At 41.6% G+C, this 13,737-nt stretch carries 15 protein-coding genes; 8 read left to right on the top strand and 7 right to left on the bottom strand.

The features are described 5' to 3' along the window. Window positions 1-219 precede the first annotated feature (219 nt). Entirely contained in the window at window positions 220-441 is a 222-nt protein-coding gene (locus tag CDG61_RS10285; protein WP_087550953.1) for a hypothetical protein, read from the top strand. A 122-nt stretch (window positions 442-563) separates the two neighbouring features. Here the strand turns inward: CDG61_RS10285 and CDG61_RS10280 are convergent, their stop codons facing one another. Both CDG61_RS10280 and CDG61_RS10275 read right to left on the bottom strand, forming a co-directional pair. Next, the gene (locus CDG61_RS10280; RefSeq protein ID WP_087550954.1) at window positions 564-2,186 is read right to left on the bottom strand and encodes a long-chain fatty acid--CoA ligase; all 1,623 of its coding nucleotides are present in this window, start codon (window positions 2,184-2,186) and stop codon (window positions 564-566) included. Window positions 2,187-2,421: 235 nt separating this feature from the next. Further along, a complete protein-coding gene (locus tag CDG61_RS10275) occupies window positions 2,422-2,712 on the bottom strand; it encodes a hypothetical protein (protein ID WP_087512356.1) in 291 nt (96 codons plus the stop codon). 771 nt (window positions 2,713-3,483) lie between these two features. Between CDG61_RS10275 and CDG61_RS10270 the strand changes: the two genes are divergently transcribed. After that, window positions 3,484-3,693: a hypothetical protein gene (locus tag CDG61_RS10270; protein WP_087512355.1), complete on the top strand. Its 210-nt coding sequence runs from the start codon at window positions 3,484-3,486 to the stop codon at window positions 3,691-3,693. A gap of 178 nt (window positions 3,694-3,871) precedes the next feature. Here CDG61_RS10270 and bioB read toward each other — a convergent pair whose 3' ends face one another. Both bioB and queG read right to left on the bottom strand, forming a co-directional pair. Next, entirely contained in the window at window positions 3,872-4,861 is a 990-nt protein-coding gene (gene bioB / locus CDG61_RS10265) for a biotin synthase BioB (RefSeq protein ID WP_087550955.1), read from the bottom strand. A gap of 303 nt (window positions 4,862-5,164) precedes the next feature. Continuing rightward, a complete protein-coding gene (queG, locus tag CDG61_RS10260) occupies window positions 5,165-6,259 on the bottom strand; it encodes a tRNA epoxyqueuosine(34) reductase QueG (protein ID WP_087550956.1) in 1,095 nt (364 codons plus the stop codon). A gap of 32 nt (window positions 6,260-6,291) precedes the next feature. Between queG and CDG61_RS10255 the strand changes: the two genes are divergently transcribed. Genes CDG61_RS10255 through CDG61_RS10240 form a run of 4 tightly spaced genes read left to right on the top strand, consistent with a single transcriptional unit; the run spans window position 6,292 to window position 9,347 of the window. Next, the gene (locus CDG61_RS10255; RefSeq protein WP_087550957.1) at window positions 6,292-7,809 is read left to right on the top strand and encodes an NAD(P)H-hydrate dehydratase; all 1,518 of its coding nucleotides are present in this window, start codon (window positions 6,292-6,294) and stop codon (window positions 7,807-7,809) included. A gap of 24 nt (window positions 7,810-7,833) precedes the next feature. Next, window positions 7,834-8,106 carry an acylphosphatase gene (locus tag CDG61_RS10250; RefSeq protein ID WP_087550958.1) on the top strand — a complete coding sequence of 91 codons (273 nt, stop codon included), beginning with the start codon at window positions 7,834-7,836 and terminating at the stop codon, window positions 8,104-8,106. Window positions 8,107-8,152: 46 nt separating this feature from the next. Further along, window positions 8,153-9,004: a hypothetical protein gene (locus CDG61_RS10245; RefSeq protein WP_087550959.1), complete on the top strand. Its 852-nt coding sequence runs from the start codon at window positions 8,153-8,155 to the stop codon at window positions 9,002-9,004. Window position 9,005: 1 nt separating this feature from the next. Next, a complete protein-coding gene (locus CDG61_RS10240; RefSeq protein ID WP_087512350.1) occupies window positions 9,006-9,347 on the top strand; it encodes a hypothetical protein in 342 nt (113 codons plus the stop codon). Window positions 9,348-9,486: 139 nt separating this feature from the next. On the opposite strand, the gene ruvC is transcribed toward CDG61_RS10240, so the two are convergent. Further along, window positions 9,487-10,032 (bottom strand): crossover junction endodeoxyribonuclease RuvC, encoded by a 546-nt coding sequence (gene ruvC, locus CDG61_RS10235; RefSeq protein ID WP_087512349.1) that lies wholly within the window; start codon window positions 10,030-10,032, stop codon window positions 9,487-9,489. A 181-nt stretch (window positions 10,033-10,213) separates the two neighbouring features. Then, entirely contained in the window at window positions 10,214-11,575 is a 1,362-nt protein-coding gene (locus tag CDG61_RS10230) for an NAD(P)-binding domain-containing protein (protein ID WP_087550960.1), read from the bottom strand. A gap of 537 nt (window positions 11,576-12,112) precedes the next feature. Between CDG61_RS10230 and CDG61_RS10225 the strand changes: the two genes are divergently transcribed. Next, on the top strand, window positions 12,113-12,682 hold the full coding sequence (locus tag CDG61_RS10225; protein WP_087550961.1) for an FxsA family protein: 570 nt from the start codon (window positions 12,113-12,115) through the stop codon (window positions 12,680-12,682). Between the two features lie 130 nt (window positions 12,683-12,812). Next, window positions 12,813-13,454 carry a LysE family transporter gene (locus CDG61_RS10220; RefSeq protein ID WP_087512346.1) on the top strand — a complete coding sequence of 214 codons (642 nt, stop codon included), beginning with the start codon at window positions 12,813-12,815 and terminating at the stop codon, window positions 13,452-13,454. On the opposite strand, the gene CDG61_RS10215 is transcribed toward CDG61_RS10220, so the two are convergent. Beyond that, on the bottom strand, window positions 13,425-13,634 hold the full coding sequence (locus tag CDG61_RS10215) for a hypothetical protein (RefSeq protein WP_087550962.1): 210 nt from the start codon (window positions 13,632-13,634) through the stop codon (window positions 13,425-13,427). The two genes, CDG61_RS10220 and CDG61_RS10215, sit on opposite strands and share 30 nt — an antisense overlap. Window positions 13,635-13,737: the final 103 nt, after the last annotated feature.

The following is a 13,737-nucleotide window of genomic DNA, read 5'->3' as shown; positions in this document are numbered from 1 at the left end:
ATATAGCTTTTACTGTACTGTAGTGCTTACTGTCTGATACAGCTTTAAAGTGACACCGGTTGATTGCTTGTGGACAGTCTTTTAAGGCTGGAGTGGTTGTTCAGGCATTGATTTATGTTCAGTAATTAAAACAAAATATAAACAACCACTTAATTACATTTACACTGAAATTGAATACAATAAAGAAGGATTGATTATTTTTTAATTTGAGGTTTCTGGATGAAAAATTTAAAAACAGCACTTATTGTACTTGTATCAGCAGTGTCGCTGACACTGGTGGCTTGTGGGAAAAAACAGGAAGAGCAGGCGCCTGCTCAGGAACAGGCGACTTCAGAGGTGAATGAAACTGCGGTCTCATCTGTTGAAGTAAATCCAGATGAAATTGACGCTGCACCTATGCCAGAAGAATATAATACTCTAGCTGCAAGTGAAGCTAAATAAAAGTATTTTACTGGTTCATGCGTTTTTCACGTGTATGTGAAAAGTTATGAATTCAGTCTGTTTTAATAAAAAACCGTAGTTTAAAGCTACGGTTTTTTAATTTGCTGAATGACCAACAGGGCTTAAAGAAGTACAGAATCATATTTTTCACGTAAATCTTTTTTCAGCATTTTACCCGTACCACTTAGAGGGATTGCTTCTACAAAGATTGCTTTATCAGGAATCTGCCATTTAGCGACTTTATCTGCGAAGTATTCAAGTAAACCTTCTTCGGTAATCTGGGCATCTTTGTGTTTGATGGCTATCACAATCGGGCGTTCATCCCATTTGCTGTGTTTAGCTGCAATGACGGCAGCCATCGCAATTTCAGGATGCCCCATGGCAATATTTTCAAGTTCTACTGAAGAAATCCATTCACCACCAGACTTGATTAAGTCTTTGGCGCGGTCACTTAGATATAAATAGCCATCTTCATTGAGGGATGCGATATCACCTGTATCGAACCAGCCATCTGAAGTCAGTGCACTTTCATCTTTGCCAAAGTAAGTACTGATAATCCAGTGGCCTTTAACCTGCAGGTTACCCGTGTTATGACCATCTCGAATGACTTCAGTCGTTCCTTTTTCTTCAGTGGTGATCCGTAAATCCACACCAAAAGGCGGACGACCTTGTGAAAGACGAATTTTAAACTGTTCATCTTCACTGAGATTGCGATGCTTGGCTTTCAGTTGATTACTTGTACCTAATGGACTCATTTCTGTCATGCCCCAGGCATGAATGGTTTCACAGTTGAACAGGTCGCGGAAAGCTTTCATCATGGTAGGAGGGCAGGCAGAACCACCCACCACATTTCGCTGTAAACTTGGCAATACTGAACCGGCCTGTTTTGCAGCGGCCAGCAAACCTTGCCAGATGGTTGGTACACCTAAAGCAACAGTCACTTTATATTCATCAATCATCTGAACCAGGCTTGCACCATCCAGTCCTGGACCTGGTAATACCACAGTACAGCCGACCATTGCGGCTGCATAAGGTGTGCCCCAGGCATTGACATGGAACATAGGTACAACGGGCAACATGACATCAGAAGCTGAAAGATTCAGTGAGTCAGGCAGGCAGATTGCATACGTATGTAAAACCGTAGAGCGGTGACTGTATAAAGCACCTTTGGGATTTCCTGTTGTACCGGATGTATAGCAGAGCGAACTTGCTGTATTTTCATCAAATTCAGGCCACTCAAACTGATCAGAGTTTTCTGCAATCAGTACATCATAAAACTTAACTTCAGGTAATGCATCGGCAACGTCCTGGTCAAATGCTCCGAGACAGATAAAATGTTCAACCTGGGGAATGTGTGCTTTAACACCTGTAATCAGTGGCAAAAAAGTCTTATCAAACAGAACCACACGGTCTTTGGCATCATTGATAATGAAGATCAGCTGTTCAGGAAAAAGGCGCGGGTTGATGGTGTGGCAGACAAAACCACTGCCCGAAATGGCATACCATGACTCAAGGTGGCGATGGTTATTCCATGCAATGGTTGCAACACGGTCATGCATCTGAACGCCTAAGTTTTTTAAGGCATTTGCGAAACGTTTTGAGTTTTCAGAAACATGGGTCCAGTCAGTTTTACTGATGCTGCCATCAGTATTTTTTGAAATAATTGCTGTGTCCCCATGATAACGGGCTGCATGATCAAGCAGATTGCTGATCAGTAGAGGTTGAAACATCATACGTCCGTGCATAGGTCTTCCTTTATTGTGTTGGTTATAGGATTAAATTTATCAATTTCTAATATCTGCCGGTCAGCGCGGGCAGAAAATATTCTTCATTTTCATCCTATCCATTTATCTGAATTAATCAATACTTCTTTAAAAACTTTTATGATCAGACTGATTTTTTAAATATTGTTTTAAAACAATATTTTATGTTTATTTTTTGCGTTGAAATGACTGCTTCGGAAAAATTTAAAATCAGTGATCAGGATTCTGAAACTGAAATATGCTGGTTGAGCCAGCTGACCTCTTTGTCATTTAAGTTCCAGGATGCCCAGTCATCGGTGTCTACTCTGACGACAAATAATTTATCTTTTGCATCGATAAAAGGCAGCAGCTGATCTCTGATTTCTGAAGAATCGAGCTGGGAACGTATCAGCCAGAGGTGGCTCATTGGTGTGATTTTTGCTTCAATCCCCAATTTTTCAATCCGTTGCTTCAGTGGGGCGGAATCACGTTTTTTAAACATTTCATACTGAATCATATAAGTCGTCATTTTTTTACTCGTCGTTGTTTCTCAACAGGTTTTTTATTGATCCGCGTCATTGCACGTGTTTTTCAGATTTGTGTGTATTATTTGATCAGAGACTATAATAATTTTTGGGAACTGTTTTTTCAAGCACACAATTGATCTGTAAGTGAGGATTTTTTCATAATTTTAAAAAATGGTAAAATTTAATGAAATAATGTTTGATTTATTGAAATATTATGCTAATAGTAAATACAGTTTTGTCATGAAGATGAAACTGATGTTTCAGGATGAAATATCTGAGAAGCGAATACATGAACGGGAGTTTTGAAAATGCTTCGTATTTTAAAAAAATTGTTTTGCATGCATATATATGAATATGAACACATGGAAGAAATAGGAGAACATATTGAATGCAGAAAATGTGGTGTTCATAAAACTCCATAATTCTCTTTAAGTCAGCTGACCCGTTTATACTGATGAAGTGAGTACAGCTCTCACTTCATTATCTAAATATACATCAGGCAAATATGCCGCTTCAGATTAAAAAATAAAAAACCATGATCATCTATAACGGATCATGGTTTTTTATGCTGTCTATCTTTTATATTCCTGTTTTCAGTTCTGCTTGTTTCGACAGATTCAGCTGTAAAAGCTTAGAGCTGAAGATTCCGTTTGATTGTTTTTAGATTAAAATAATGAAATAAAAATGATTGTAAGCATTTCAGAATAATTCAAATTGTTTTGTAAAAAAGCTAAACTTTATTTCCAGTTAATTTCATCGGGGCACCAAGTGTAATGAATAAGGATTTTTCAGCATTGACTTATATTGTGGATGAAAGTCTTGCGGATACATTATGCTGGCTGGTCAGGCATCAGGACTGTTTTGATGCTTTTGAATTTGATGTGGAGCATCAGGAACTGAAAGTTCATCATGCAAACGGTACGGATATTATCCGTAAAGGGATGTATCTGAATGCTGGTTATGGCTTGCTTGTTACATCCTGATCAATAAACCTTTTACATTATGAAGTGTTTATTTGATTTTGTACTTTTCATGGTAAAAGCGTTCTGAATACAGGGTATTTCCATTCAGATCTATGGAAATACTGCGAATCAGGTCAATACAGTATTTTTGTTAAGTGAAAAATCAAAAGCCCAGATGGGCTTTTGATTTTATTGTACTTCAGACGGCCATTGCATCGACGGTCAGTTCCGCCAGTCCTGGCTTGGCTTTTTCAGCCTGCAAACCCAGTTTCTGGAACAGTTGTTTATCTCTTCCATCACCCGCATTTGGAGTGGTTAATAATTTTTCACCACTGAACAGCGAGTTGGCACCTGCAAGGAATGCGAGTGCCTGATCTGAGTCTGAAAGCGACTCACGACCAGCAGATAAGCGGATATAACTTTCTGGCATGGTGATCCGTGCGACAGCAATCGTTCTGATCCACTCCGTAACATCCAGTTTTTCAACATCGGCAAGGGGAGTGCCTTCAATTGGAACAAGCATGTTAATCGGTACAGATTCAGGATGAACCGGCAGCGTTGAAAGCTCATGCAGCAGTCCAATACGGTCTTTACGGTCTTCACCAAGTCCCACAATTCCTCCGCTGCAGACTTTCATGCCGGCATTACGCACGTGATCAAGTGTATCCAGGCGGTCATCAAAAGTACGTGTACTGATGATGTGTGAATAATATTCACGTGAGGTGTCGAGGTTGTGATTGTAATAGTCCAGACCTGCTTCATGCAGACGTTCAGCCTGTGACTGGTTGAGCATGCCCAGTGTCATACAGGTTTCGAGTCCAAGAGATTTAACTTCACGAACCATTTCCAGTACGTATGGCATATCACGTTCATGTGGATTGCGCCATGCTGCGCCCATGCAGAATCGTGATGAACCGGATGCGAGTGCTTCTTTCGCTTCAGAGATCACCTTGTCAACGGCTATACGCTTTTCTGCTTCAAGTTTTGAATCATAACGGGCAGATTGAGAGCAGTATTTACAGTCTTCAGGGCATTTACCGGTTTTGATTGACAGTAAAGTGCTGACCTGAATGATATTGGCATCAAAATGTTCGCGGTGAATCTGCTGCGCCTGAAATACCAGATCCATGAAGGGTTGTTCGTACAGTCGTTGAATTTCTTCACGTGTCCAGTCATTACGTACAGTCATTGGTCAAATCCGTGATAGTCATTATTTATCAGTTTATAATACATAATCCAGATCATAATCGCAGGGCAAAAGTGTCCATATTTCATGGTATCTGCCGATAGAAAAAGTAAAAAACATAAAAAATAAAAATATACGATTTAGTTGCTAAGTTATATTAAAAACCTTGAATTTAGCTGCATAATTTTAATCTTATAAATTGATAATTTCTTTGTATGTGCCACTAAAACAGAATAATAATGAAAATTTTGCAAAGAACGTGAAGTTGCGAAATACAGGTTTCCGTCCCTTGTTTTTAAGGCTGAATCAGGCGCTTTTGCTTAACTGTTCCGCAATTGCCCAGTCAATATGGATTTGCACAATGTCATCATGCAATGCACGGTTGAGTTGTAATGCATCAATGATCTGCTGCGAATAAGGTGCATTTCCCAGACCAATGGCAATGTTCCGCATAAAACTCTGGTAACCTGTACGTCGAATTGGGCTGCCTTCTGTACAGTTTAAAAAGGTGGTTTCATCCCAGTGCCATAAATCAAGCAGAGTCAGTCTGTCCAGATTATGTCTTGGATTGAAATCATCAATACTCGCTTTTTTTGCAAAACTGTTCCAGGGACAGATGAGCTGACAGTCATCACAACCGAAAACACGGTTACCAATCCCACGGCGTAATTCTTCTGGAATGATACCTTTATATTCTATGGTCAGATAAGCAATGCATTTACGGGCATCCAGCATATAAGGTTCAACAATTGCCTGTGTCGGGCAGATATCTATGCATGCGGTACATGAGCCGCAGTGCGCTGTTGCAGGTTCATCGAAGGGTAGGTCAAGAGAGGTGAACAGTTCACCCAGTACAAAAAAAGAGCCTGATTTTTTATGAATGAGCAGGGTGTGTTTACCTGTCCAACCCATTCCGGCATGTTCTGCGAGAGATTTTTCAAAAACAGGGGCAGAGTCTGCAAATGGTCTGGACTCAAATTCTCCAGTTCTATCTTTAATCAGACCGGCCAGTGTCTTCAGACGTCCGCGCATGACTTTATGATAATCACGACCCCGTGCATAACGGGCAATGATGGCATTGTTCGGTTCATCAGGCACATAGCGTGGTTTTGGAGTCTCCACCAGGTAATTCATGCGCACACAGATGATACTTCGGGTTCCAGGAACCAGCAGTGCAGGGTTGGCACGCTTTTCCAGATTTTCTTCCAGAAACTTCATATCACCGTGGTATCCACGTTTTAAATATTCCTTAAAACGGGGTAATTCTGCTTGAGCATCGGGTCGGGCAATGACACAATCAGCAAAACCCAGCTGTAGAGCCTGTGCTTTAATCCATGTTTTTAACTCATGTGGATCAATCTCTTGCAAGGGAATCTGGGGTTTGGAAGTGGAAGCCGACATAACGATATTCAAATATAAGATGGGACAGATGCATGAGCCAACAAGTTTATCATAGCCACGACATTCAGGCATGGGAGCAACGCTGGTTTGCACAGCAGAACAGTTCCTTTGGGTTGATGCAGCAGGTTGCATGGTCAATTGCGCAGCGACTGCATGCATTGTTTCAGCAGACTGCATCTTCAGAATCTGTATCTCATGCTGGATATGGCGTGCGCAGTATTGCGGTGTGGTGTGGGGCGGGAAATAATGCAGGTGATGGTTACTGTCTGGCGGCATATCTGAAAAATATGGGTTATCAGGTGGAGATCTTCGCTGTTCCTCCAGGAGCATCAGCTGATTTAAATCAGGCAGTTGAAGTTGCCAGTAATCATCAGGTGCAGATTCACTCCCACTTTGAAATCAGTAAAGACTTCGATTGTCATATTGATGCTCTGTTTGGGATTGGTTTGAACCGAGAGCTGGATTTTTCGTGGCAACAGCTGATTCAGCTGTTTAATGCTCAGTCGGGACTGAAAGTAGCTGTGGATATTCCAAGTGGTCTGAACGCCAACAGTGGACAGCCATTACCCTGTGCAGTCAAGGCAGACCGGACTTTTACCGTACTGGGTTTAAAAGCAGGATTGTTTACAGGTCAGGGGAAAGAGTTTTCAGGACAGATTGAAGTCATATCCGCAATTCCTGTCGACAACAGACTTAAACCGCTGGCGCATTTATCTTCAACACAGATTCAGTTACCTGTCAGACAGGCTTTTGGTCATAAAGGCAGTTATGGTCATGTTCTGGTGGTAGGTGGTCATGCAGAAATGGGCGGTGCTGTGATGATGGCTGCTGAGTCTGCCTTTTCAGCAGGAGCGGGCAAAGTCACCATTGTCTGCCATGCAAAACATCACACGGCTATTTTATCCCGTTCACCGAATATTATGCTTCGGGATATTGATGCGTTATCAGTTTCCGAAATTCAGGCATTGACTGAGCATGTCGATGCAGTCTGTTTTGGCATGGGGCTGGGGCGGGATGAGTGGGCAGCCCAGCAGTTTGCCCAGTGGTTTCAGGTCATTCATCAGTCCAGTCATTTACAGGTCGTACTGGATGCTGATGCATTGTGGTTTCTTGCTGAACAGTCTGTTCGGCTCAAAGCTCAGTGTTATGCAACACCCCACCCAGGAGAGGCTGCTAAACTGTTGAACTGTCGGGTTGCTGAAATTGAAAATGACCGGATTGAAGCAATTCAGCAATTACAGCAAAAATATTCAGGGCAGTGGGTACTCAAAGGCGCAGGCAGTCTGACGTTGCAAAAACCTGATGATCTATGGATCTGCACAGCAGGCAATGCTGGCATGGGGACAGGAGGTATGGGGGATGTACTGGCAGGAATGATTGCCAGTCTGAAAGCTCAGTTTGCAGAACAGATTCAGCTGCATGAAATTGTCACTCTGCATGCACTGGCTGGGGATCATCTTGCGCTGAAAGGTCAACGCGGCTTACAGGCTCAGCATATGAATGAAGCGGTGTATTATGTGGTCAATCATGATCACAAAAACCATCAGTAAAATAATTCAGGAGCGGTATGGCAAATGCAGGCAGTTAAACTTTTAATACATGGCAAAGTACAGGGCGTTGGCTACAGACGCTGGTTTGAAAAAGAAGCCATCGCTTTAAATTTAAAAGGTTATGTAAAAAATCTGGAAAATGGTGATGTTGAAGCTGTGATTATTGGGACTGAGCAGTCTGTTGCCACAATCATACGTCATGCCTATGTTGGACCATTACGCGCCAGTGTCAGTTCTATACAGCAGGAACAGCTGGCAGAGGATGCACCTTATACAGATTTTAAGATGCTGAGATAGTGTTAAAAAATGCTGATGAACAGACTGAAAATAACAGAGAGATAAAATGAAAAAGATTGTACTGATGGCTTCACTTTCAGTTTTATGCGCCACAAGTGTACTGGCAGAGCCACCATCTGTATCTGTGCCACAGAAGCAAAAACAGGCAGTCACTCTAAAAAACCTCGATTTTAAAACAGTCATGATGGCTTTTTATCAGCATAAAATCAGGCATGTTGTCATTCCTGAACTGGATGCAGAAAAAGTACAGTATGTGGGTTCGGAAGCTGATGATATTGATACTGTACTGATTTTTTACCCTGCTGAAAAATATACCAATGCTGCCAATGAAGAAAGATATGTGCTGACCGTGTCAGAAATGGGAGTGGATAAGGGTCGAAAGGAAATTATTTATTGTGGTGCCTGTGCGGTGCAGACAGATGTCTATCTGTTCAGTAAAACAGCTCAGGGACAGTATCAGCTGGTCAGTCAGTCTGCTGGTGAAAACAGCTGGGCGAGTTCTGGCTATAACATCAGTCCTTATGAACCAAAGGCGATAGTTAGGCAACTGGAGTTGATCGGTCCAAAAGTAAAAGGATATATCGAAGAAGATGAGTCTGGACTTCAGGGCTACAGTATAACAACATTATCCATAGCACCTTTTGATGAACGTTCTGAGCTGAAAATGGATCAGATTGCAGAGATACGGGCTGATGACAGTGCAACGGGTGCAGATGACACGTATGCGTTTGAAGGACAGTACAGATTCCTGAACTCTGTACATGACGGACTGTATGATATTGAAATTAAATATCAGGGTACTCAGCGGGCAGATGAAAGCAGAAAAATTGTGCCGATGAATGAAACCCGTGTTTATCACTATAATGCAAAACAACAGAAATATATTCAGGTCAAATAATATGCTGGAAAAATATCTGGTGGTCGGAATCGTTTTTGCAGCCTGCCTGCTGCTTGTGGCATATACGCAACTGAACAGCCGTGACAAAGCCGATGATCATCTGAGCCTGAAAGATCGGTTGCAGAAAGAATTCCCTGGTTTTAAGGTGATTGAGCGAAATCAGAATATTATTATCTGTAAAGAGGGCGCTAACCCTCGAATACCTGATGAACTGGTATTAATCCGTATTGATCCCAATCAGCAGAAAAATCTGAGAACTTCCGGCAAAATGTTAATTGCAACTTATGCAAAACAGCCATCTGTCAGGGAAATTAAAAAGGACGCTGCACCTTATCTGGTCTAATTCAGATATAGCGCAGTATTTTTGCAGGAATTTATAAGTCTCTGATGGGCTTATATTGTTTATTAATCACTTATGACTGAAATGCAGTGATAAATCCTGAAAAATGATCAGTCAATTTTCAGGATCTGCTAGGCATTCTTTAGCGTCTGCGGCTACTGTTACGGCTTCGACCGCGTGCCATTCCACCTAATGCATTCAGGACAGCGAGTTTACTCATACTGCCTGAAGCGTGGGCATGGCAGATGGCAGCTGCAAGTGCATCCGCGGCATCCTGCTGAGGTTTGATGGACAGATTCAACAGTCGCATCACCATCATCTGAACCTGTTCTTTATCTGCTGCACCATAACCCACAACGGACTGCTTAATCTGTCTGGCGGTGTATTCAGCAACCTGTAAGTCCAGATTGACCAATGCCGCAATCGCAGCACCACGTGCCTGCCCCAGTTTCAGAGCAGAGTCAGGGTTTTGTGCCATAAAGACCTGTTCAACGGCAGCTTCGGTTGGACCATGAAATTTAACAATGCGTTCAACGCCAGCAAAAATCCGTTTTAAGCGTTCAGGCATTTCTGTGGTTTCCGTGCGGATTGTACCGGCATCGACAAACCGCAGGCTTTGCCCATCTTTTTCAATAATTCCATATCCGGTCAGTCGGGAACCAGGGTCAATTCCAATAATTAAAGGCATAGTGCATCGGTAAAGTAAGATTAAGTGAATTATATGATTTCATGATGGATGTGTATGCAAATTTTTTAAAATATATGTGCATGAAAAATAAACATAAATAATATAAAAATGAAACATCAGGGGGGGGGATGTCTATGGAGAAGACCTGAATATTCAGGTCTTCTGTTTCAGATACAGGAGATTACATCGCTTTCTGTTCCTGATTGCCCGTCTGTAAATAGGCTTCCAGAGAGTCATCCAGGGCGTAAAGCCATGGTGTATGATGAGGTTTTGACATTTTCCCGGTCATGACTGAGCGATAAGTTTTGTCACGGAACGCCATAATGTTGTCTTTTTTATGCTTTTTCCACTGCATAAAGACTTCATTGACAGCATCAATATTAAAACTCGGATAATCCGTAGCATCAATCAGCTGACGGATATATTCGCCCTGAAACCTGACCATCTGCTCTGAGTTTTTCAGTTTTTGCTCACGCAGATGCCAGCTGTTACTGTGAGCCTGCATGGTTTCAGCGTCTGGCAGCACAATTTTACCCATGATGATGTCGCGGACATACCATGCCTGAGCATCAAACATATTGAAGGTATACCACTGATCCTGCATGCCCAGATAAAACAGTTTTGGATTCTGTTCCCATACCACACCCTGATATAAGTTCTGTGGATATAAGCAGTTATGGGTTTTCAGGCACAGGTTTTCAGCCATGTAAGGGAAGTGATGAAGATAGCCCGTACAGAGAATAATTGCATCCACTCTGGCTGAAGTTCCATCGGCAAAATATGCACTGTTTTCATCTACACGGATAAGCTGATGCTTCTCAGTCCAGTTTTTTGGCCATTTATAGCCCATAGGCTGACTGCGGTAGCAACTGTAGATCTGTTTTGCGCCATATTTATAGCATTGAGAACCGACGTCTTCAGCAGAATAGCTGCTGCCAACAATCAGAATGGTTTTATCCTTGAACTGTACTGCATCACGGAAGTCATGAGCATGCAGGATCCGACCGTTAAATATATCGAAGCCTTCATATTCAGGTGTTTTTGGCGTAGAGAAGTGACCTGAAGCCACAACCACATAATCAAACTGTTCCGTATAAGTCTGATCATTGATGTGATCGCAGACCTGTACAGTAAAGAGCTGGGTTTCATCGTCAAAATCGACCTGATTGACCGAACTGTTAAAACGGACCTGATCTTTGACTCCTGCTTTTTCCACACGCCCTTTAATGTAGTCCCATAACACAGCACGCGGTGGGTAGGATGCAATCGGTTTTTTGAAATGTTCATCAAACGTATAGTCTGCGAACTCCAGTGCTTCTTTTGGTCCATTGGACCACAGGTAACGGTACATACTGCCGTGTACTGAATTTCCATACTGATCTACCCCTGTACGCCAGGTGTAGTTCCATAGGCCGCCCCAATCGTTTTGTTTTTCGAAACATACAATTTCAGGAACTTGCTGACCTTTGGCCTTTGCTGATTGAAATGCTCTTAATTGAGCCATGCCACTGGGGCCTGCTCCGATTATTGCAATTCGAGTCATTGCTATCTCCATTAGTTTTGAGTTCTGTGACTAAGCTCCTGCTTAGATAAGTAATCCCTCTGAGGTAAGTTTCAGAAAAATATTTTTCAGGTGAAAAATATGATTTAAAAGCCGTAATTTCAGAGAAAAAACCCATGAAATCAGGAAGCCTGTAAGTGTGAACATAAAGGGGGAATGATTTGATGCACTGATTGCATCATGTCCCCTTATTAAGAATTGTTCACAGAAAGAACACACAACATATCATAAAAACAGATTAAGTAAACAAATGTGAATCAAATTAATTTATTTAGAAACAATTATTCTTTCAGGAAATGATTTTGCTCAAAGTACATGCTCCGATTTTTTAACGCTGAAACTGGCTTTAAAATCAGGAAAATATTAAAAAATCGTGCAAAAACTCTTGTTTTTTGCTTTAAAAATGGAAAACTGCCCTAATAGATAATTTAAACCTCAGGTTGTTATGATGGTTGCAGCTTTACTGTTTCTGTCAGCATAAGACATCCTTTATTTATTTTTGAGATCAGATAAATTTTCATGAAATTAGCTCTTATTGTCCTGGCTACGCTTGTACTTGAAGTATTTGTATGGATTGGCGTGGGTGACCTTGTCGGAAGCATGTGGTATGTGTTTTTCTGGTTCATTGCTGCATTTTTTATTGGTCTGAATATGATCCGGAAATATTCAGCCGGACTGATGCCACAAATGCAGCAGATGCAGATGGGGCAAATGGGAGCTGATCCGTCTCTGACAGGAAATCTGCCTAAAATTATTGCAGGCTTTTTATTTATTGTTCCAGGTTTGATCACTGATGTACTCGCTTTACTGATTCTGATACCAGGTGTTCAGAACGCACTGAAAGGTGCAATGATGAAAGTGATGATGAAACGTCAGCAGTCCATGATGGATCAGATGATGGGTGGAATGATGGGTGATATGGGTAATCCGCAGGGTGGAAATCCATTTGCAGATATGATGCGTCAGATGCAGGAAATGCAGAATCAGCAGAACAGTGGTGGTCGCCGTGATTCAAGCATTATTGATGGTGAAGCACGTGAAGTCAGACCTGAAGCTAAAAAAATTGAAATGAAAGATGTCAATAAATAAGTACATTTATTTCAGGAAAAGCCGGATCAACAGTCCGGCTTTTTTTTGCATCTATAAAATGAAAGAAGTACTTACTGTTTTAAACAAACGATATAATATGTGAATATTCAGATTCTTTTAATCCATCTATATGTCTTTATTATTGACCATATGTGCTTTGCATTTTGTTGCTCAGCTCAGTCCAGGTCCAGATGTTCTTCTTATTGCAAAAAGTTCGGCATCCACAAGCCGAAGCAATACATTAAAAATCATTCTGGGAATATCCGCAGGTATTGTGGTCTGGGTTGTATTGACTCTGCTTGGCTTTACGGTGCTGGTTGAACAGTTTCCATGGATACAGCAGATTCTGATGCTGGTGGGTGGTCTGTTCCTTGCCAAAATGGGCTGGGCAATGTTGAGTGGCGGTTTGAAGTCACTGAAACAGCATACTTCACTTGAATCTGATGACAGTTTTAAAGAAGGGACTCAGCAGAAAAATTATTTTCTATGGGGACTTTTTACAAACCTGTCCAATCCCAAAACACTGATTTATTTCAGTAGTGTATTTTCACTGGCACTCAGTTCGACTGCGGGTGCAGGACTGAAAATGCAGCTGGCTTTTATTATTCCGATCCAGACGTTTGTTGTTTTTTCAATGTTCATGCTGATTATGTCAATGCCTGAAATCAAGAAAGCGTATCAGAAATCGGGCAGTTATATTGATGTGGCTTCAGGTGGGCTGTTTCTGATCTTTGCTGTCTGGTTATGGTTTGATGCCATCAGAATGTTCTGACAATACATTTGTAGAATCAGCGTCATTTTTTTCTTCCGCTGAAAGCTGCTCAGGTGTCAGTTTTTTTCCAAGGCTGTACTGATTGGGTTGTAGGGAAGTTTCTGTATTTTCAGATCCCTGATATTTTTTACTGCGGTTGGCGCGCTCTCTTAACCCGCCTTTTTTTATCAGCTGAACCATGTCAAAACTCCTGAAATCAGTGACTGATTTTAACCATTTGTCGGATAGAATGGCAGATGTAAATCACGATATGTCTGTAAAGCAGACCAGGCGTGGAATACAG

Source organism: Acinetobacter sp. WCHAc010052, assembly GCF_002165295.2.
GTDB classification, from domain to species: domain Bacteria; phylum Pseudomonadota; class Gammaproteobacteria; order Pseudomonadales; family Moraxellaceae; genus Acinetobacter; species Acinetobacter chinensis.
The sequence above is the reverse complement of the archived record's forward strand: the minus strand, read 5'-3'. Positions and strand labels throughout refer to the sequence as shown.

Bases quoted from the DNA above. Each gene is read 5' to 3' on its own strand.
- ruvC (WP_087512349.1), bottom strand. From the start codon at position 10,032: ATGCCTTTAATTATTGGAATTGACCCTGGTTCCCGACTGACCGGATAT.
- CDG61_RS10225 (WP_087550961.1), top strand. From the start codon at position 12,113: ATGAAATTAGCTCTTATTGTCCTGGCTACGCTTGTACTTGAAGTATTT.
- queG (WP_087550956.1), bottom strand. From the start codon at position 6,259: ATGTCGGCTTCCACTTCCAAACCCCAGATTCCCTTGCAAGAGATTGAT.
- CDG61_RS10215 (WP_087550962.1), bottom strand. From the start codon at position 13,634: ATGGTTCAGCTGATAAAAAAAGGCGGGTTAAGAGAGCGCGCCAACCGC.
- CDG61_RS10255 (WP_087550957.1), top strand. From the start codon at position 6,292: ATGAGCCAACAAGTTTATCATAGCCACGACATTCAGGCATGGGAGCAA.
- CDG61_RS10245 (WP_087550959.1), top strand. From the start codon at position 8,153: ATGAAAAAGATTGTACTGATGGCTTCACTTTCAGTTTTATGCGCCACA.
- bioB (WP_087550955.1), bottom strand. From the start codon at position 4,861: ATGACTGTACGTAATGACTGGACACGTGAAGAAATTCAACGACTGTAC.
- CDG61_RS10250 (WP_087550958.1), top strand. From the start codon at position 7,834: ATGCAGGCAGTTAAACTTTTAATACATGGCAAAGTACAGGGCGTTGGC.
- CDG61_RS10270 (WP_087512355.1), top strand. From the start codon at position 3,484: ATGAATAAGGATTTTTCAGCATTGACTTATATTGTGGATGAAAGTCTT.
- CDG61_RS10230 (WP_087550960.1), bottom strand. From the start codon at position 11,575: ATGACTCGAATTGCAATAATCGGAGCAGGCCCCAGTGGCATGGCTCAA.
- CDG61_RS10240 (WP_087512350.1), top strand. From the start codon at position 9,006: ATGCTGGAAAAATATCTGGTGGTCGGAATCGTTTTTGCAGCCTGCCTG.
- CDG61_RS10280 (WP_087550954.1), bottom strand. From the start codon at position 2,186: ATGCACGGACGTATGATGTTTCAACCTCTACTGATCAGCAATCTGCTT.
- CDG61_RS10275 (WP_087512356.1), bottom strand. From the start codon at position 2,712: ATGACGACTTATATGATTCAGTATGAAATGTTTAAAAAACGTGATTCC.
- CDG61_RS10220 (WP_087512346.1), top strand. From the start codon at position 12,813: ATGTCTTTATTATTGACCATATGTGCTTTGCATTTTGTTGCTCAGCTC.
- CDG61_RS10285 (WP_087550953.1), top strand. From the start codon at position 220: ATGAAAAATTTAAAAACAGCACTTATTGTACTTGTATCAGCAGTGTCG.